At 42.3% G+C, this 17,522-nt stretch carries 16 protein-coding genes; 6 read left to right on the forward strand and 10 right to left on the reverse strand.

The annotated features are described in order from the left end of the window. Nucleotide 1 precedes the first annotated feature (1 nt). The 4 genes from ACJJIO_RS19680 to ACJJIO_RS19695 form a co-directional block, all read right to left on the reverse strand. Nucleotides 2–991 carry a zinc-dependent alcohol dehydrogenase family protein gene (locus tag ACJJIO_RS19680; protein WP_444909551.1) on the reverse strand — a complete coding sequence of 330 codons (990 nt, stop codon included), beginning with the start codon at nucleotides 989–991 and terminating at the stop codon, nucleotides 2–4. Nucleotides 992–1,129: 138 nt separating this feature from the next. After that, nucleotides 1,130–1,978 (reverse strand): enoyl-CoA hydratase/isomerase family protein, encoded by an 849-nt coding sequence (locus tag ACJJIO_RS19685; RefSeq protein ID WP_252081707.1) that lies wholly within the window; start codon nucleotides 1,976–1,978, stop codon nucleotides 1,130–1,132. 52 nt (nucleotides 1,979–2,030) lie between these two features. Continuing rightward, nucleotides 2,031–2,849 carry an SDR family NAD(P)-dependent oxidoreductase gene (locus ACJJIO_RS19690; protein WP_444909552.1) on the reverse strand — a complete coding sequence of 273 codons (819 nt, stop codon included), beginning with the start codon at nucleotides 2,847–2,849 and terminating at the stop codon, nucleotides 2,031–2,033. A gap of 9 nt (nucleotides 2,850–2,858) precedes the next feature. Then, nucleotides 2,859–3,833 (reverse strand): LLM class oxidoreductase, encoded by a 975-nt coding sequence (locus ACJJIO_RS19695; protein ID WP_444909553.1) that lies wholly within the window; start codon nucleotides 3,831–3,833, stop codon nucleotides 2,859–2,861. Nucleotides 3,834–4,114: 281 nt separating this feature from the next. On the opposite strand from ACJJIO_RS19695, the gene ACJJIO_RS19700 reads away from it, so the two are divergent. Then, nucleotides 4,115–5,035, forward strand: coding sequence for a LysR family transcriptional regulator (locus ACJJIO_RS19700; RefSeq protein ID WP_444909554.1), 921 nt, complete (start codon nucleotides 4,115–4,117; stop codon nucleotides 5,033–5,035). Nucleotides 5,036–5,234: 199 nt separating this feature from the next. Here ACJJIO_RS19700 and ACJJIO_RS19705 read toward each other — a convergent pair whose 3' ends face one another. The 4 genes from ACJJIO_RS19705 to ACJJIO_RS19720 form a co-directional block, all read right to left on the reverse strand. Continuing rightward, entirely contained in the window at nucleotides 5,235–5,774 is a 540-nt protein-coding gene (locus ACJJIO_RS19705) for a Dps family protein (protein WP_252081703.1), read from the reverse strand. A 103-nt stretch (nucleotides 5,775–5,877) separates the two neighbouring features. Next, nucleotides 5,878–6,489: a hypothetical protein gene (locus ACJJIO_RS19710; RefSeq protein WP_444909555.1), complete on the reverse strand. Its 612-nt coding sequence runs from the start codon at nucleotides 6,487–6,489 to the stop codon at nucleotides 5,878–5,880. Nucleotides 6,490–6,794: 305 nt separating this feature from the next. Continuing rightward, the gene (locus ACJJIO_RS19715; protein WP_444890251.1) at nucleotides 6,795–7,778 is read right to left on the reverse strand and encodes an alpha/beta hydrolase; all 984 of its coding nucleotides are present in this window, start codon (nucleotides 7,776–7,778) and stop codon (nucleotides 6,795–6,797) included. A gap of 807 nt (nucleotides 7,779–8,585) precedes the next feature. Next, on the reverse strand, nucleotides 8,586–9,728 hold the full coding sequence (locus tag ACJJIO_RS19720) for an Ldh family oxidoreductase (protein ID WP_444909556.1): 1,143 nt from the start codon (nucleotides 9,726–9,728) through the stop codon (nucleotides 8,586–8,588). A 189-nt stretch (nucleotides 9,729–9,917) separates the two neighbouring features. Here ACJJIO_RS19720 and ACJJIO_RS19725 point away from each other — a divergent pair, with 189 nt between their 5' ends. From ACJJIO_RS19725 to ACJJIO_RS19745, 5 genes are all read left to right on the forward strand, one after another. Continuing rightward, entirely contained in the window at nucleotides 9,918–10,718 is an 801-nt protein-coding gene (locus tag ACJJIO_RS19725) for an SDR family NAD(P)-dependent oxidoreductase (protein ID WP_444890253.1), read from the forward strand. A gap of 219 nt (nucleotides 10,719–10,937) precedes the next feature. Then, nucleotides 10,938–11,711: an SDR family NAD(P)-dependent oxidoreductase gene (locus ACJJIO_RS19730; RefSeq protein WP_252081698.1), complete on the forward strand. Its 774-nt coding sequence runs from the start codon at nucleotides 10,938–10,940 to the stop codon at nucleotides 11,709–11,711. Nucleotides 11,712–11,756: 45 nt separating this feature from the next. Beyond that, nucleotides 11,757–12,914: an arginase family protein gene (locus tag ACJJIO_RS19735; protein WP_444890254.1), complete on the forward strand. Its 1,158-nt coding sequence runs from the start codon at nucleotides 11,757–11,759 to the stop codon at nucleotides 12,912–12,914. 48 nt (nucleotides 12,915–12,962) lie between these two features. Then, complete coding sequence (locus ACJJIO_RS19740; RefSeq protein ID WP_444909557.1) at nucleotides 12,963–14,339, forward strand: diaminopimelate decarboxylase family protein; 1,377 nt, start codon at nucleotides 12,963–12,965, stop codon at nucleotides 14,337–14,339. A 47-nt stretch (nucleotides 14,340–14,386) separates the two neighbouring features. Next, a complete protein-coding gene (locus ACJJIO_RS19745) occupies nucleotides 14,387–15,991 on the forward strand; it encodes an MFS transporter (RefSeq protein ID WP_444909558.1) in 1,605 nt (534 codons plus the stop codon). Nucleotides 15,992–16,227: 236 nt separating this feature from the next. On the opposite strand, the gene ACJJIO_RS19750 is transcribed toward ACJJIO_RS19745, so the two are convergent. Both ACJJIO_RS19750 and ACJJIO_RS19755 read right to left on the reverse strand, forming a co-directional pair. Next, on the reverse strand, nucleotides 16,228–16,956 hold the full coding sequence (locus tag ACJJIO_RS19750; protein WP_444909559.1) for a site-specific integrase: 729 nt from the start codon (nucleotides 16,954–16,956) through the stop codon (nucleotides 16,228–16,230). Nucleotides 16,957–17,307: 351 nt separating this feature from the next. Continuing rightward, on the reverse strand, nucleotides 17,308–17,481 hold the full coding sequence (locus tag ACJJIO_RS19755; RefSeq protein WP_444886243.1) for a hypothetical protein: 174 nt from the start codon (nucleotides 17,479–17,481) through the stop codon (nucleotides 17,308–17,310). Nucleotides 17,482–17,522: the final 41 nt, after the last annotated feature.

A 17,522-nucleotide genomic window follows, 5' to 3' on the forward strand; every position in this document is an offset into this window, starting at 1 on the left:
GTCAGTCAATAGTAACCACAACTTTGCCCATAGCTTTACCGCTACTCAGCCTTGCGTGAGCTTTGCCAATCTCCTTATAGCCAAAGGATGATTCGTCGAGTACGGGTTTGACATCACCCTTTTCTACAATAGATTTAAGGGCTTTTAAGATGGTCCCATGGTCTTTGCGCCCTTGATTATGGATCATGGGGATCAGCATAAAAACGACATGCAAAGAAAGGCCTTTAAGGTGGGCCGTTGTTAAGTCAAGCTCAACCATAGCAACAGTTGATATCACATGCCCATTGAGTGTGGCTGCTTCGAATGATTTTGCCATGTTAACGCCACCCACAGAATCGAATACGATATCAAAGCCTTTGCCATCTGTATGTTCTTTGACGTATTCCTCGACCGATTCTTTTTTGTAGTTGATTGGTGTTCCACCGAGCTTTTTGATTAGAGCCATTTGAGGCTCACCGGCTCCTGTTGAAAAGACCTCGGTGCCAAAGTGACGGGCTAATTGCAAGGCAATATGCCCAACGCCCCCCGAACCACCATGAACAAGGACTTTCTGACCCGCTTTAATACCGGCACGTTTTAGCCCTTCATACGCGGTAATACCAACCAGTGGTAAAGCTGCTGCTTCTCGCATGGTTAAATTTGTGGGCTTTAATGCGATCAGGTTGGCATCCGCAATCATATATTCGGCCAGGGTGCCCGGCAAATCTGCTAAACCACCGGCACAACCATAGACTTCATCGCCAACCTTATAGTCACTGGCACCTTCACCAACCTCTTCAATCGTACCAGCGAAATCCATGCCTAAGATGGCGTGGAGAGGTGGAGAGAAGGGCAGTTCCGTGCCCATTTCTCGGATCATCGTATCGACGGTGTTAACGCTGGTTGCTGCAACCTTTACCAGTACATGCCCAGCCTTAATTGTTGGCTTTGCTACATCGGCTTCTTCAAATACATCTGGACCGCCAAAGGCATTTACTATCATTGCTTTCATTTTTAATTCTCAAATATCACGGGTAATAATGGTAGCTAATCAGGATTTTGGACTGATTATCAGGGCGAATTACTAATAATCAGCCCTTAGAATAAATAGATTCTATTTTTCTATGAGAAAAAGAAGCCTTTCAAAGGGTTAATTGATGTTCTGTACTTGCATGACCAGTTCACTCCAATTACGTTGATTTTCAATATCGTGCTCTAATCCCTGCTCATCAGCGATCGAAAACCGCTTCAGTGCAGGTGTTTTACTGGTCGCTTGATATAACCAGTAGGCTTCAGCCTTCAATGCTTCATCTATGGGCTTGTCGATGGACTCATATACAGCCTGTTTACAGGCATTGATAGATTCAGCAGGAAATTGAGAGATTCTCTTTGCTAGTGAATCTACATATTCACCGATTTCATCAGGGTCCAGTGCTTTGTTAATTGTGCCTAGCCTCTCCGCCTCATCCGCATCGAAGTCTTGAGCACTTAGAATGATCTCTAATGCTCTCCCTAACCCGGTCTGGCGAGCCATCCGAGATGCGCCACCACCGCAGGGCAGTATTCCCATACCAACTTCCATTTGCATAAACTTAAATTTGCCACGTGCGGCAAAACGCATATCCATTGCCAGCGCCAACTCGTGGCCGCCGCCTCGAGCAAAGCCTTCTAGTTTGGCAATGGTTGCCTGTGGAACTTTACTAATTCGCTCACAAACCGCTTGTAAATCGAGTAACTTAACTTCATCTCGGGATATTGCCTCATCAGACATATCCTTTAAGAGCTCGGTGTCATAGTGGCAGACCCAAATTTCAGGGTTTGCCGATTGAAAAACTACCACTTTGGTATTGCGATCCCGTTCCAGGCGCATAGCTAAACTGTTAAGGTCCGCCAGCATTTCTTGCCCCTGGACATTCACTGGCCCAAAATCAAATGTGACCGTTAAAATGCCTTCCTTTTGAGCGGTTGAGAATGTAGTAAAGCCTTCATACTTCATCATTATGTCCTTTTAGAGGGGGAAGGTATTGATTGTTTAAGTTACAGGTTATGCTTTAGGGGATTTGAGCCCCTAACTCATTAGCAACGCTTTCAATTTCTAAAATAAGCAATTCATTCTTTGCCTCATCAAGAGCATCGGGGTGTGGCTGAGACCAATTGCCCAGGTCGTTATCAAAGTACTTGCCGGTAGCACTGGAGAATTCATCACTAAGAGCTGCTCGAACCAATACATCAGCACCAATACCTATATCTCTCCCAAGCGAGCCATAAGCCTCTTTCACCATTTTGCTGCCCAAGAATGATGCGGGGTTAATGGCAATGAATGCTGGGGCTTCATTGCCAAGGGATTTGGATAATTGGAATGTCCACATCGTAATAGCCAATTTACTCTGGGCATAAGCATCACTATCAGAGAGGAGTTGCTCACCTTTAAGCGCTTCCAGATTCACAGGCGCCTGGGCGGCAGAGGATAGATTGATGACACGGCCACTACTATTGAACAGAGTTAAAAGGTGCTTGGTTAATATATATGGTGCAATAGTATTTACGATAAAACGAATATCGTACCCTGAGTCTGTAACTGGATTGGGTATTTTAAGTACACCAGCATTGTTTATTAGTACGTCAATATTTGAATAGTGACTTTTAACTTTTACTGCCAGTGCCTCAACTTCAGATAGGTTAGTGAGGTCTGCCAGAAAAGTGTCTATTGTGGTTTTAGGGTAATCTTGTGAGATGCTTTTCTTTACCTTTGCCAATTTAGACTTGCTTCTGCCATGCAACAGTAAAGTATGGCCTTTTGACGCTAATAGCTTTGCCGTTTCCAGTCCAATACCATCTGTTGCGCCTGTTAGTAAAATTGTCTTCGTCATTAATTATTCCTATCCTTTCAACTCTGGAAGAATATTTGTAGCAATCTGTTGAAGTGTTTCTTGTACGTCTCGTTTATTAAAGCGTAGATTAAGCGCAATATGATTAATGCCAATTGCCGCTCTTGACTTCAAATACGCAGCTAATTGATTGATGCCGATGCGAAACCCCAAATGTATTGGTTGTGGCGGACAATCAGGGTCGTCAATAACATCAATATACAGTGGCTCCATAACTGGCTTGGCAGGGACCCCTTCTTCGCAGATGTTTTTTCTTAGTTGTTTAATAAAATGCTTCTGCTCTGTAAGGGGCCTGGGATATTTAATCCATCCGTCGCCATTGCTCGCTAGCCAATCTGGGGCCTGCTGGGAAGACCCTGTTATTAGTAACGGCAATTGTTGGCCATAAGGCTTTGGCAAAAGGTCCACTTCGCCAGATACTGCCCCAAGGCGATTCTCAAAATGAGGGTAGGGGGCTGTTATTTTTCGAATGTATTCGTAACTCTCACGAAAAATCTCCCCCCTATCCTTATAAGGAACATTCATCGCTGGATACTCTTCAGGGCGATCACCGCTGGTAATGCCAAGGATAAGTCGCCCTCCGGAGAGTTGATCAACCGAGGCAGCTGCTTTTGCAACGTGTGCCGGGTGACGTAATGGCAAAATAAGACTCGCTATGCCGAGGCTAATCTTTGAAGTAGCACCTGCAAGTAATCCAAGATAGACGAAAGGATCAAACACTTGCCCGGCATCACCAAATGAAGGCACATTGAACGGCACGTCTCTTAGCCAAACGGCGCTAAAACCTAGCTCCTCAGCGAGTTGAACTCTCTCAATATGATCTGCCATAGTTGGCACAGAGGTTGTCGAGTAGTTTTCAATAGGGACGACTAGGCCTATAGAAAGTCGTCCAGGTTTAAATACGCTATTGAAGCCAGTATTGATTTCGGGAAACCAAGCTTTTCTATCTCTTTGGTCAGAAGTCACTAAACATCCCCTTCAACATAGTTGACACAGCGGGTTATGGTTGTTGGCATTGCCATGTCCTTTGCACAATTGGGTTCAGTTGGCTCATATCCCATAAATGTTCTGAAGAGAGAAAATACCTTCTATTGATCTCTTCTAATCACGAACGAACTTCCTGTTATTGCTTAGCTACAAGACCTTTTGAGGGCAACTACTCAACAGCTGGGCAAAGCCTAATTCATTGGTTATTGCGAATAAATGAGGTATAAATGGATTCAGAATTCTGATTTTGGATATAATTGGTGGATACGAACGGAATAAGGCTCTTTGTACTGGCTGCTGACCTGCTCAATATCAGTTCCGCAGGGCGTCAGCTTGGGTTGGCTCCATCAGTAGCCAGTGCGCGCCTGTCAAAGCTTGAGGTTCAATTAGGGGCGGATCTATTCCATAGATCCACTCGGAAGGTCACTTTATCGACAGAAGGAGCCGAATTCCTTCCCTATGCTAGAGAGATCCTTGCCCAAGAAGATGCTGCCTTGGCAGCCCTGGGTAAAGGCAGTTCAAATGTGAGTGGAACGCTAAGATTTGCGGCTTCAAGCACATTTGTACAGCGCTTTGTAGCACCAATACTGCCTGAATTTCTTGAGCGATATCCCGGTGTGAATGTGGAGCTTAAGCTATCTGATACACAAGTTAACCTAATCGAGGGAGGCTTTGACTTAGCCCTACGCAACTATGCCGTAGAAGACAGTAGTCTTATTGGACGTAAACTTGCGGAAGACAAGAGAATCCTGTGCGCTTCCCCCAGCTACTTAAAGAAATACGGTGCTCCAAATACGCCTGAAGATCTCATTCGGCACCAGCTTTTGGTGTTTATGAATTCAAAGCCCAGAAAGCTGATATCTGAAAGTGATAAACAAGCTGGATCATTTCCTCCACCGAAAGGCAAGTCTCGAGTAATTTGTGATGATGGCGCCAGCATGCGTATAGCCGCAAAGGCCGGGGTTGGGGTTTGTATGAGTTCGTTATGGAATATTTATTCTGAATTAGAAGAGGGCACACTGGTTCGGGTACTTCCGGATTACAGAATTGATGACCAGGCAGCGATTTGGCTTGTCTACCCTAAATCTAATGTACTCACTTCAAAAGTCAGGGTGTTTATTGATTTCCTTGTTGAAAAGATTGGTATTTCAGCCACCTGGGCAAACCTGAAATCCCAATAAAGTATCCCTCACATTATCTAGTCGTTCCATAACTGGAGAGATAAATTTTATAGAAAATTGAGGCTGGAACTGTAAATTTTACGCTGTAAATAAGTGGAAGTTTTAGTAGAGATGTAAGAAAGGAATTGTTGCCCGCTAAAAATACAACAACTCCCTTCTTCAACTAGAGCACAAATTATTGTGTCTTTTGGGGTGACGCTCAGTGGTGCGTTAATCCTGAACTCCGGCTAGCCTCAAATAAGAACCAAGATCGCCTTTCAGCCTGATCAATATACTCCTCCAGTATGCTCGCAGTTGCAATGTCACGATGCTCATCGCAAAGCTCATGGACTTTGCGCATATTCGCAATCATTTGCTGATTGTCTTCGGCAAGTTCCGTGAGCATATCTTGTGGGTCTACATAATCCGCATCATTATCTGAAGATCGTTGTAGTTTGGCGATCTGGCCAATGGAGCGAAGTGTGGTTCCCCCCAGTTTACGCACACGCTCTGCCAAAACATCGGTCATCTCAAAAATTTGACTGGCCTGATCATCAAACAGTAGATGGTAGTCCCGGAAGTGCGGACCGCTCACGTGCCAGTGAAAATTCTTCGTTTTCATGTATAAGCCAAAGGTGTCTGCCAGTAGTGTATTGACAGCAGTAGTAATGCTACTCCTAGCGTTCTCGCCTAAATCAGTTGGAGCCTTAAGTCTGGCTTGATCCTTTGCGCTTACTTGTTCACTGGTTGCTTTTCTCATAGGAAGCCTCGTAAAGTTATGGCAAGGGGGAGAGCCAGAAGAGTAGATATTATCTTGGCATTAGATTAGACGCCTGTAGGGCGACTGGCTAGTCAATACCGGGTCACTCTGAGACATGCGCCTTCGTTCCCGCACAATATTTAGCAGGCGTCTGGTCTAAACCAAAAGCCTTCATCAGCTGCCTGCTTGCCCCAATATAGGACCCTACTGTTGCGCCTGACCAATAGCCGGTATCACAAGTCAACGTAACGCAGTCTCCTCCAAAAGTTACAAAAGGCTGATCACGTACTATTTTGCATGTGCAAATGGCCTTGAGTGGATTCATTGGGTCGACAATACAGGGTTGATCCAGGCAATCCGCCCAAGGGTTACCTTCTGGACAGGAAAGCACTGGTTTAGTAGGTGCCTGAGCGAAAGAAAAAGTCGATAAGACTTTTTTTACACCGGTCGAGTTAGTTACAGGAATCCGGGCTTTACATGCTGACATCCCGAAGTTTAAACCCTTGTTAACATCACATTGGCAAATTGCATTTGAATCCGGATTTCTAGGGTCCGGGATACAAGGGGCGGAAGTGCATAAGACATATTCATTACTACAAATATTGCCTTCACTACTTTGAGGAGGCTTAGGCTTACCTTCTTCAGCCGCTGTGTTAAACCCTACAAAGGCAAGAGCAATCAAAATCATTATGAATAAGAATGAATACTTCTTCATGCACATCTCCTTTATGAATCAAGGGGCGGGTAGGATATGAGCAGATATTTACTCAAACTCAAATAATAGCAGTTGTTAATTAATAGTTGTTCCTATGTCACTATCGACCAGGCAGTGTGAAGGAACACCCCAAGAACATTATCTTTAATTGCTCATTAAGTAGCCGTGGTTGTGGCTTATCCAGGCTTATTATGAAAAAAACTAATAGGGTCGACAAAGATAACTGCTCTATCTCGCTCTACCTCTGGTAGGTTTATCCAGCGATATTTAAATTTTGAATATATCCGAAAACTATATAGGCAGTATTACTGAGTAGTATTGAGCCATTTAACAATGGCTTTATGCTCGATCTCACCTATTGTATTCATGCTTGGATGATACCTATCATGAACTTTAAATATTTTGATATTATCTTTCTTCAATTGTTTGAAACTTGCATATGGTGAAATATGGTCTGAATCTGAGAGCATTAGTAGAGTCGGAGTCTGGGAGGATTTTAAGAGAGGTTTTATGTTTGTATCTTTCAAATTTATATTAGATTTTCTTAGAGCCAAAATCGCCCCCTTGCGTATATCTCTCTCAGGGATAATTCTGCTAAGTATGGGGTGGTCACGTTTTGCATAATTGTATACAGCTTCATCAAGTTGCAACATCGGAGCTAAAAGAATAACTCCGCTAATGTCTGATCTTAAAGAAGAAATATGAGAGGCTGTTACGGCGCCCATAGAGTTTCCTACAATATATATATTTTCATTTTTGATGATCCCTTCTTCAATTAGGTTGTCAATAAGGGAGTTGATATATTTAGTATCATTTACCCCATATTTCTTCTTGCCTCCAGTTTCACCATGACCTAGAAGGTCTGGAACAATAACCTGAAACCCAAGAAAACGAAAATAAAGAGCAGAATCCAGCATAAATTCTTTGGAAGTACGGAATCCATGCAGTAAGATTACGGTGCCAAAGTAGCTTCGATCTAATGAATCTCTACTTAAATTAATCTTAACAATATTTTCTCTTTCGTCCTCACCAAATGTTACAGAGTAGTTTAGGTTGGCGTCGGCTAAAGGTGATCCGTAATAATAACTAATGCATGTCTTTTTTCCAGGTGGGCAATATTCAGCTTTCCTGAAGTTTAACTGTTCTATTCGCTCGACAGTTATCCTTTCTCCAAAGGAGAAGTGTTCAGCTTTTTCTATTGAGCTAGCTATTCTTTGAGAGCAGGATGAGATAGCAATGCATATAGAGATAACAGTTAGCACTCTGGCTAAAATTGACTTGGCTTTCATATCGCTTTAACTCAAATGGTAACTGCAGTTTATTCATATGGCGCGTAGATAAATTCACTAATCCATAAATTGCTCACTTGGCGATATCCCGCGACAGATTAATCTTGATATATCAGCTTAGCTGATCCTAAAAAATACAGTTCAAACAGCTATACCTTATAGTTGTCATTTAATATCTTGCAGGTTCAAGCGCATTAGTGAGCCTTAATCGTTTCAATTTGGAATAGTGCATTTTTGCCAGTAGAGTAGGGCGGTAGTTTTACCGCTCCTCCTTAACCCGCTTACGTCGCCTGCTCTCATACCGTTCCCGCATCATCACGGATATGCTTACGGGGACGGTACCTCAAATCTTCAGAAATACCAGTATGGCGAAACCAATGGACGATAGCGCCTTAAGCATTTGGTCGCAAACAGTGATCGTACAGCCTTTGTACCTTTACCTAAAATGTGAAACCATTAGTTTGCGCCGCAATCTTTCTTGGAATCACCCATAGCGGGTAACGATCTTTAAACGGCAACCAACTCAGAGATTCACAAGTACATAGCGAATAGGCTGCTCATAATGAATAAGGATAGATCGTGAACAGTTGGCGATGTCTCGGCCATAATCTCAGAAGTTCCGATATTAACAGCCCTAATGCTTATCTCAGCCTAGACGAAATTGAAGATCAACTGGTAGAAAAATGATGTGTCCGTTGTTGATGGATCGAGTCCAAGCATGTAAATCACTACAAAGAAAACCGCAGAAGCGGCCAGAGTAGAGCTTAAAACCAATCTAATTTGATGTAATAAATATGAATAGCCTCGTTATTCCCGCTGCGCTTCCCATTCCTTTTTCAAGCTTTCCTCACTCCAACCATGTCGGCCGGCTTGGGTTTCAAAAAATGGAACCCAGTGACTTTCAAGTACTTCAACTTCATCAGACTTTTGATTTAACTTCTTCCAACCAGTACCACCTGGCATACGACAGTTTCTACCGCCCGGTAACGGGGGAGTATTCTGTATAGCTTTCGCAAAACGATCAGACTTAGCCTTTACTTCGGAAATAGGGCCGAATTTAGAGGGATCAATACATATATAGTAACTACCACCTACTGAGGTAGCCTGTGCCTTACCGTTTATGAAGTCTGCTAAAGTGGGAACCTCTGGGGTTATGATACCTCTAGGATTTATGATGCCTGTTAGTAACTCGTTCCATAGATTCAGCATATAAACCCGAGGTTCGTGAAGATTCTGGAAGCAGGTCTGATCATATACACGACCATATCCCTCGACTGGAATTGCATAGGGAGCCAAATCATTACCCAGCTCACCTGTATCCGGGTCAATTACAGCATTATATTTAAGCTTGGTACCTTGCAAAACAGCCTGTGCAGTATCTGCATCATACCACTCACACAGTTTCGTGCTCATCCAGACCGGTGGCTGTTCTCCGCTTGGGCCTATGGCATCAAGCGGCGGTACGGCAATTGTATTTCCCATACCGCCCAGTGGGGAGCACATGGGTACAGAGTTATTCGACGCTTGTGCTACACAATCGGCTTGATGAGCAAGCCACGTGTAGGCGCCAAAACTGCCAGCATCATTATGATTATGAGCAAATACTATTGAAATACCTTGCTCTTTTGCTTTTTTGATCGCAGTCTGGGCAACTTTCGTCATCGTATAGTATCCAGATGAGCGTTTACCATCAATTGATGCCCAAGTAGGACCTTCATCAACAATCTCAGGTTCAGCTTTGATATCCAACATTCCCACTTTATGGGTCAAATCTATGGCTTCATAAACACCGAGTCCCTGATTTAGTTTGCCCTGGAATATTCCGATCATTAATGCATTTGCCACCGCATTGCAGTGCTCATCGCTTGCCCCCTCAGCTTTCCATATCCTTCTAATGCAGTAACTTAAAAAATCTCCACTTGTTTTTCTCGTTTGTGCATCAGCATTCATATTTTCTTCCAGTTATATTAACCTGTTGGTCAAAGTATAGATGGGTATCAAAGGAGAACTACAAACTATAATTTTATGATTTATCCAAAAAATTAATTGTAGTAAGTTAAAATCTAGCTCTAAATTTATATTTAAACGATTAAGTAGTTAGCTACTATATAACTAGCTATTAATCTCAGAGCCTGCATTATGAAAAAACTCTCAGGTAAGATCGCGATTATAACTGGTGCTACCAAGCAAAAAGGGTTGGGTCAAGCTGTAGCAATAAAACTCGCCTCATTAGGAGCAACTGTGATACTTGCAGGGAGAGAAAAGTCAAAGGATAGCCTTGAATGTAATGTTAAAGAAATAGAATCTAGTGGCTGGGAGGCTACATATATATTTATAGATATGTCAAAACCTGATCAAATAGATAATGCAGTTAATGACCTGGCAGATAAATTTGGTCGCATTGATATTTTAGTCAATAACGCTGGGGTTGGATTTGGATCCGCCATTTTAAATGAAAATGAGAATAAAGATTGGGATATTAATTACAGCATCAATGTAAAAGGTGCATTATCTATGTGTAAGGGAGTACTGAAGATAATGGAAAAAGAGGGTTCTGGGGCAATAGTCAATGTTGCATCTACAGCTGGTATCGGGGTTTCTGCGGGTATGCCATATCCTTATATAGCTACAAAGCATGCATTGGTAGGTACAACCAAAGCTTTAGCTTTGGAATATGCAGACAGGGGCATAAGGGTTAATGTTGTAGCACCTGGTGCAATCAATACAGATATGTTGCAGAAAGCTTATGCGGCAATAGCAGAAGGCGAAGGAATTTCTATTTCTCAGGCAGCCGAACAAGAAAACTCATCTATACCGTTAGGGCGCCCAGCAGAACCCTTTGAGGTTGCTGCGGCAATAGCTTTTTTAGCAAGTGATGAGGCATCGTATATTACAGGTGTTGTATTACCTGTAAGTGGAGGCTTGTCTCCAGGGATTTAGTAATATTTAAGAGATAATAGCTTACTTTTAGGTTTATATAATTATATTGTATTTAATAAGATTTCCATGTGAGCATTCAAAATTCTCAGCACTTGTACTTCCCCACTCATTTTTTTTGAAAAAATTAATCCAATTAAAAGGTCAAAAACCTTAACAAAGAAATGATAGCAGCCGAAAACTAACAGTTCCTAGGAGAACCGGATTTTGGAGAAATAAGCTATGAATAGATTCTTTGACATTAATGACCAAGTGGCAGTGATAACTGGAGGAAACTCAGGAATTGGATTGAGCACTGCAAAACGTTTTCATAAGGCTGGCGCTCACGTCATTATAGCGGGTATTGGTAGTGGGGATAATGCAATTCGGGATATAGAAGGCGGCGACTTTGTTGAAACAGACGTATCAAGTGAGTCACAAGTAAAAGAATTAATGAATTACGCAGCAGAAAAATTCGGGAAAATAGATACTTTGGTTAATTGTGCAGGCATAAACAAAGGATATGAAACGCTGCTTAACGTAGATTGCAATGACTTTGGGGCAAACTACAGCGTCAATACAATGGGAGTCGTTTTTGGTATAAAATACGCCACACCTCATATGAAGTATGGTGGCTCCATAGTCAATGTTGCTTCAGCCGCCGCAAAATCTGGCGTTCCTTACCTTGCTCCATATGTTGCATCAAAATGGGCAGTCGTTGGTATTACACAGACAGCAGCATTGGAGTTAGGGGCACAAAATATTAGGGTAAATGCCATATGCCCAACTTCCGTTGATACACCAATGGCCCAAGCAGAAGGTGGTGAACCACAATTAGCTATGGAAAAAGTTGCTGTTCCTTTGGGACGCATTGCACATCCAGATGAAATTGCCGCTTTGATACATTTTCTGGCGTCACATGACTGTACCTTTATCAATGGTCAAGCCATTAATGTTGATGGTGGTTTTAGTGCAGGGCTTTCTATCTCTGCATTCAATAAATTGGCTCATACTTAGATATAATTTAAGGTGTTTCATATTGTTATTTAAGTGGACGTAAAAATGAGTAAAAGGAATTACCCTTATCCAGAAATGTCGAAAGAGAAAAAAGCACGTCTTCAGGATTTATGGAAACATTCTAGAAGCTCTGATGGGATAGACCCGGAAGTAGCTGCTCACCTACAAAGAATGGGTAAGATGGGCGGCGTTGGATTAGAAGTTGTTGGTAACCTAAACAAGGATTATTTAGGTGGCTTTATGTCGCCTTACTCTCGGGACTGTAAAAATGCAGACCTCGTAATAGTTGGCCAGCCCTTAGAAAAGGCTGCGCCGATGAATGCATCTCATAAATATGGTCCAAAAGTCCTTCGTGAGTTTTCAAAGAATGCCATGGGGACTATCGAACCAAGTCCTGATGGAGGTTGGGATATACCTTTCGATACATGTAGAATCATAGATTATGGAAATATTGATACTTACGGGCGATTTGATTTGTCTGATGAGGTATCTAAAATAATCCAGGAATATGAAAAGATAGTTCTAGATAATGACTGTGTCACATTTACCTGGGGTGGTGATCATACAATTAGCTATGCACCAATTAATGTTCTCGGCAGAAAATTTGGCCCATTAAGTTTGATTCATTTCGACGCGCATTATGACCTGGTAACCTTCGCGGATTTTAAATATCCATATCACTCTGGCAATCAATTCACTAAAAATATGGCAGAGGGATATCTCGACCCAGAACGTATGATAACTATGGGTATCCGGGGAAGGATGACAGCCTTGGTTGGTGGACATGCAAAAAATTTTGGCGTAACTACTTATACTGCCGATCAAGTATTTGAGCTGGGGACGGACAAAATTGCAGAAAGGATTTTAGAGGTTGTTGGAGATGGACCTACATATTTCACTCTAGATCTCGATAGCCTTGACGCTACGGATAATGCTTCCAATTCAGCGGTGGAACCCTTTGGACTAAAGTCTAGACAAATATGGGACATTATTCGATATCTCAGAAAAAATGGAGACATTGATCTTGTTGGTGCTGATGTATGTGAATATGCTCCATACCTAGACTCTACACATAGAGACGCATATATAGCATGCGGTATTAGTTGGAAACTGCTCTGTTGGCTGGCGGATTGTGTAGCTAAGCGTAAGGGAGAAAAACAAAAGACTGAATGGCCTTTAGCTATGGGTAAGGCAAGCCTGTGATATACAAATGAGGATTTTATAGTTTAATTTACTTTAAATGGACTTTGCATGGAATATAAATATTTAAATAAATTTCTATCCGTTAGGCATGGCCATTTGTTCATTGAAGACTGTGATACGGTTGAGCTTGCTGAGAAATATGGAACCCCATTATTTGTTGTATCAGAAAACCATTTGGTTAAAAACTTAAGATCATACAGGAAGGCATTTGAGTCTGAATGGCCTGAGGGTAAGGTCAGAATTATGGCAGCGATTAAGGCAAATCCTGTTACAGCAATACGTAAAATACTGACAAGAGAAGGGGCCGGTTGTGACACTTTCGGTAAAGGGGAGTTGGAGCTGGCTCTTCGAGGAAACGTTCCATTAAAGGATATAGCTGTAAATGGATCTATTAAGGGGCGAGAGATTATAAGTAAAGCTATAAATCTAGGTATTCCCATTGTTTTAGATAGTCCTATAGAGCTTTTATATTGTGAGCAGGAAGCTAAATTTTTAAAAAAGAAAGCTACTGTAATACTTAGAGTCAAGCCCTGGCTAAAGAATCTTGATCTAAATTCAGATTTTTACCCTGATCGTACTATTCGAGAAATGACACAAACTGTTAAGTATGGTATCCCTCACAGTGAGCTTGTAGATATGATTCCACAGCTTAAAAGCTCGAAATGGTGTGATCTCGTAGGCGTTCATACTCATGCAGGACGCCATTCTAAGAAAGCGGCCTTCTGGAAGGCTTTAATGAGAGACTATGCATCACTTATAGGTAAAATAAGTATGTTAATGAGAGGGGATTGGGTACCGAGAATAGTTTCAGTGGGTGGTGGCTTTGCAGCCTCTAATGATCATGAGACCCGAGTCCCGGTAACGGATTATGAAACTCCTACACCTAAAGATTATGCAAAGACGATTACTAAGCAATTTAGAAAATCAATGCAAAAACTAGGTCTTTCAACCGAAGGGATTGTACTTGAGATTGAACCAGGAAGAGCACTCCACAATGAAACTGCTATCCATTTAACAAAAGTTCATAACATAAAATTGGAACGAAACTATATTGCCCGCAGTTGGATAGAGACTGATACCTCTGAGTGTTTTCTAGGTATAGGCAGCTTAAATACAAATCCTCCATTTGATATTTTATTAGCCAACAGAGCAAATTCACCCGAGTATGCTCCATATGATGTTGTAGGAATAACGTGTAATTATGAATGTATTGCTGAGCAAGTCATGATGCCAGAAGTTGCTGCAAAAGATATATTGGCGTTCCTCAATACTGGTTCATATATAGAAACCTATGCGTGTAATTTTAACGCTCTCCCTCGACCGGGTATGCTATTGGTGAGTGGCCATAAAGCTAGCTGGATTAAGCGACCTGAAACACAAGATGAGGTGTTTCAACGGGATATTATTCCTCCATGGATTAACTAGTTATCATTAGCCTTAGTATTTCAGCTCTTAATTTAAGATTAAATAAAATGTCAAAAGTTGAGCGCAGCTGGTTTCCAATGATTGTTATTTCTCTGTCAAATGTGATGCTTTATATAACAACCTTTGGTGTAAATGTTCTTATATCTCCGATCGTAAATGACCTTCAAAGCACGGTTTCAACCTTACAGGCCGTTATTGTTTCTGCTTCGTTAATTGGTGGGGCATTAATGGTGACAGCAGGAAGGCTCGGTGATAAATATGGAGAAAAGAAAATATTTTCTATTGGAGTGGCCATTTATGTTCTTGGGATGATAATTGTCATTTTAAGCCCAAATACCCTTATTTTCATTGTAGGGTGGGCCATTGTGTGGCCTCTGGGGATGGTTATGGTTGTGCCCACTTCAATCGCTTTAATCATGAATTATTATCATGGTAGCCAGAGGGTGTTGGCTTTTGGGGTTTATGGAGCTGTTCTTTCAGCTGTATCGGCATTAGCTCCAGTAATTGTTGGTTTAATAGCTGACAATGTTAATTGGCGCGTATCACTTTCTTTATCTCCTATATTTGGAATAATTACTTTATTGATGGCTTATTCCCTTCCTGAAACAGAAGGCGATAAAACGATAAGCATAGATGTCAGAAGTGTCATCTTGTCGACGCTAGGTTTTGGTTTCTTCTTAGTAAGCACAACTCTTGCTGGGCAGTATGGTTGGTTGTGGGAGAAGAGGCCATTAGTAATCGCTGGAAACACTATTACCTTTGGAGAGCTGTCAGTTGTTCCAATTATTTATGGGGTGAGTCTAATTGCAATATTCTTGTTTATTGTTCGATGTGTTAGATTGAAGAAGCAGGGGAAAGTCCCATTGTTAGATTTAACTCTGTTTAAAAATATATCATTTTCATTAGGGTTGTTCATTGGTGGCTTCTTTTTTCTGGTAAATGCGGGGTTTCTATTTGTTGTTTCTGTATATCTACAGGCTGGTGTTCAGATGGACTCGCTCTCTACGGCCCTAACAACATTACCATTCACAGCAATTTTAGCGATATTATCATTTTTAACTCCACCCCTCGGAAAAAAAATTGCACCAAAATGGATTCTGATTTTTGGTGCAATCTGTATGCTCCTAGGAATATGGTTATCCGGGCAGTTGGCCAGAATGGATATGACACCTCTTGTGTTGCTAGTTCCTATGATTATTGCGGGAATAGGGGGCGGATTAATAATGGCCCAATATACGGGAGTTACGATGATGAATGTTAAACCTGAAAATAGTGGAGCAGCGTCAGGTTTAACTGAAACTATGAAAGAAATATTAGGGCAAGGTTTTGCTGTGGCTTTTGCGGGTTCTATACTTTTTGGATCCGTATATGCAAGTATGGCAGACTCGTATGCCAATATAGAGGGAAAAACCTTATCAGATAGAACTCGCCAGGAAGAGGTTGTCAAATTAGAAGATATATTTAATAGTATCTCTGTCCCTGAAGAAGAAAAGTATGTCTCAGAGTTGCCAGAAAAAATCAGATTAGCTTATTCAGATATAGTTTCGAGAGCCGCAAATACTGGTCTGAAAAACGCCCTTTTTTCTATAAATATATTTTTATTGCTTTCATTGGCATTGATGTTTTTTTTGCCTAACAGAATCTTGAGGTGAAAGTAAAAGGTTAGACTTTAGTGATTATCTTGTAATTCACAACATCCATAAATATTCCCCTTGATTAACGCAAAATGATTGATGTCTAACTAGATAGCAACTCTAAAAAGGCCTTTAGTACGCAGGCTTTTGTATCCTCCCAATTACGCATAAGAAGATCCTGCACAGCAACCGCGTGCATAATACAAACGCCTCGGCGAATAGGGCATACTTGTTAGTAGAGTAGGGCAGTAGTTTTACAGCCCCTCCTTAACCCGCTTGCTTCGTCCGCTTTCATGCCGTTCCCGCATATCGGAATCAATATAGCGATCGGTTGTGACGATACTTGCATGGTCTGCATCATCACGAACATGTTCCCGGGGACGATATTTCACATCTCCGGAGATTCCAGTGTGTCTTAGCCAGTGCATCGTGGCAGCTTTCAAGTCTTCCGCATCTTCACCAAGGCCTTCTCCAACCATCCGTTGGTAAGCGGCATCGAAACAGTTCTGTACGATATGTCGAACTTGGCGTGTACTGGTGACAGGTCCCTTGCCGCGAGATTTTTGCACCAAGGGTGTCTGCTCATTGATGCTGGGCAGAGCAGGGAGCTGCAACTGGATTCTGTAGCGCTTTAAGGCACTTAACATCTGGTCGCACACGGTAATGGCTCGGCCTTTATTCCCCTTACCGGTGACGTGAAACCACCTGTTTCCGTCGCTATCTTTCTTGAAGTCACCCATAACGGGTGCCGATCTTTCATCGGCAACCAGCTCAGAGATACGCAGATACATAGCGAATAGGGCGTTCATAATGAACAATGTACGCTCGTGCTCAAGTGGTGACATCTCTGCCATAACCTCAGCAGTTTCCAACACATAATCCCACTGCAGATTGCTGATGCGCCTAACTACCTGGCTTTGTTGCTCACGCCGGACGAACTTACTTTTTTGCCGGATCAATGCCACAGGGTTGGCGGGAACCAAGCCTTCCTGAAAGAGGAAGTCGAAGAAAGAAGACAGTGCGGTAAAGATACACTTGATGGCCGCCTAAGATGGCCGGAAGTCCTTGGCGGATGGGGTCTTACCTGAACGAAACTCAACCTTAGATACACTGACTACGAATGGCCGCCAATCTGAATTAACAACACGTTCGCCGTTTCTAGTTTTAAACCGGGCGACATTCTTTGTACCGATCCAGGCAAGTGGCGGTTCAATACAGAACTGAACAAAATCCTCTATATGCTCACGCTTGAGCGACAAGATTGAAACTTCTTCGATACGCCAAGCCCACTGCAGTAGTCGTTCAAGTTCGCGGCGATAACTATTAAACGTTGCCTAGCTACCGTTGTAGCTGTAAAGAAACTTGAGCGTGAACTCCAGATCGGTATCCGCACCAGGAATCTGCTTACTGAGATAATGACTAGCGGAAAAGCTGGTGCAGCGGAATGGGTTCTCAAGATTACTCAGGTTATCGATGATTGGTGCCGGTGATTGATTGGAGGCAGACATAGAAAGGAAATGAAGTTGTTGTTGGAATGCAGTGGACGGCC

This window comes from Microbulbifer mixtoriginis (SeqCode) (assembly GCF_052467235.1).

What these genes read in the sequence shown, in the direction of transcription:
- ACJJIO_RS19710 (WP_444909555.1), bottom strand. Translation starts at nt 6,489, where the DNA reads ATGAAGAAGTATTCATTCTTATTCATAATGATTTTGATTGCTCTTGCC.
- ACJJIO_RS19740 (WP_444909557.1), top strand. Translation starts at nt 12,963, where the DNA reads ATGGAATATAAATATTTAAATAAATTTCTATCCGTTAGGCATGGCCAT.
- ACJJIO_RS19715 (WP_444890251.1), bottom strand. Translation starts at nt 7,778, where the DNA reads ATGAAAGCCAAGTCAATTTTAGCCAGAGTGCTAACTGTTATCTCTATA.
- ACJJIO_RS19755 (WP_444886243.1), bottom strand. Translation starts at nt 17,481, where the DNA reads ATGTCTGCCTCCAATCAATCACCGGCACCAATCATCGATAACCTGAGT.
- ACJJIO_RS19705 (WP_252081703.1), bottom strand. Translation starts at nt 5,774, where the DNA reads ATGAGAAAAGCAACCAGTGAACAAGTAAGCGCAAAGGATCAAGCCAGA.
- ACJJIO_RS19745 (WP_444909558.1), top strand. Translation starts at nt 14,387, where the DNA reads ATGTCAAAAGTTGAGCGCAGCTGGTTTCCAATGATTGTTATTTCTCTG.
- ACJJIO_RS19720 (WP_444909556.1), bottom strand. Translation starts at nt 9,728, where the DNA reads ATGAATGCTGATGCACAAACGAGAAAAACAAGTGGAGATTTTTTAAGT.
- ACJJIO_RS19685 (WP_252081707.1), bottom strand. Translation starts at nt 1,978, where the DNA reads ATGATGAAGTATGAAGGCTTTACTACATTCTCAACCGCTCAAAAGGAA.
- ACJJIO_RS19735 (WP_444890254.1), top strand. Translation starts at nt 11,757, where the DNA reads ATGAGTAAAAGGAATTACCCTTATCCAGAAATGTCGAAAGAGAAAAAA.
- ACJJIO_RS19680 (WP_444909551.1), bottom strand. Translation starts at nt 991, where the DNA reads ATGAAAGCAATGATAGTAAATGCCTTTGGCGGTCCAGATGTATTTGAA.
- ACJJIO_RS19690 (WP_444909552.1), bottom strand. Translation starts at nt 2,849, where the DNA reads ATGACGAAGACAATTTTACTAACAGGCGCAACAGATGGTATTGGACTG.
- ACJJIO_RS19730 (WP_252081698.1), top strand. Translation starts at nt 10,938, where the DNA reads ATGAATAGATTCTTTGACATTAATGACCAAGTGGCAGTGATAACTGGA.
- ACJJIO_RS19725 (WP_444890253.1), top strand. Translation starts at nt 9,918, where the DNA reads ATGAAAAAACTCTCAGGTAAGATCGCGATTATAACTGGTGCTACCAAG.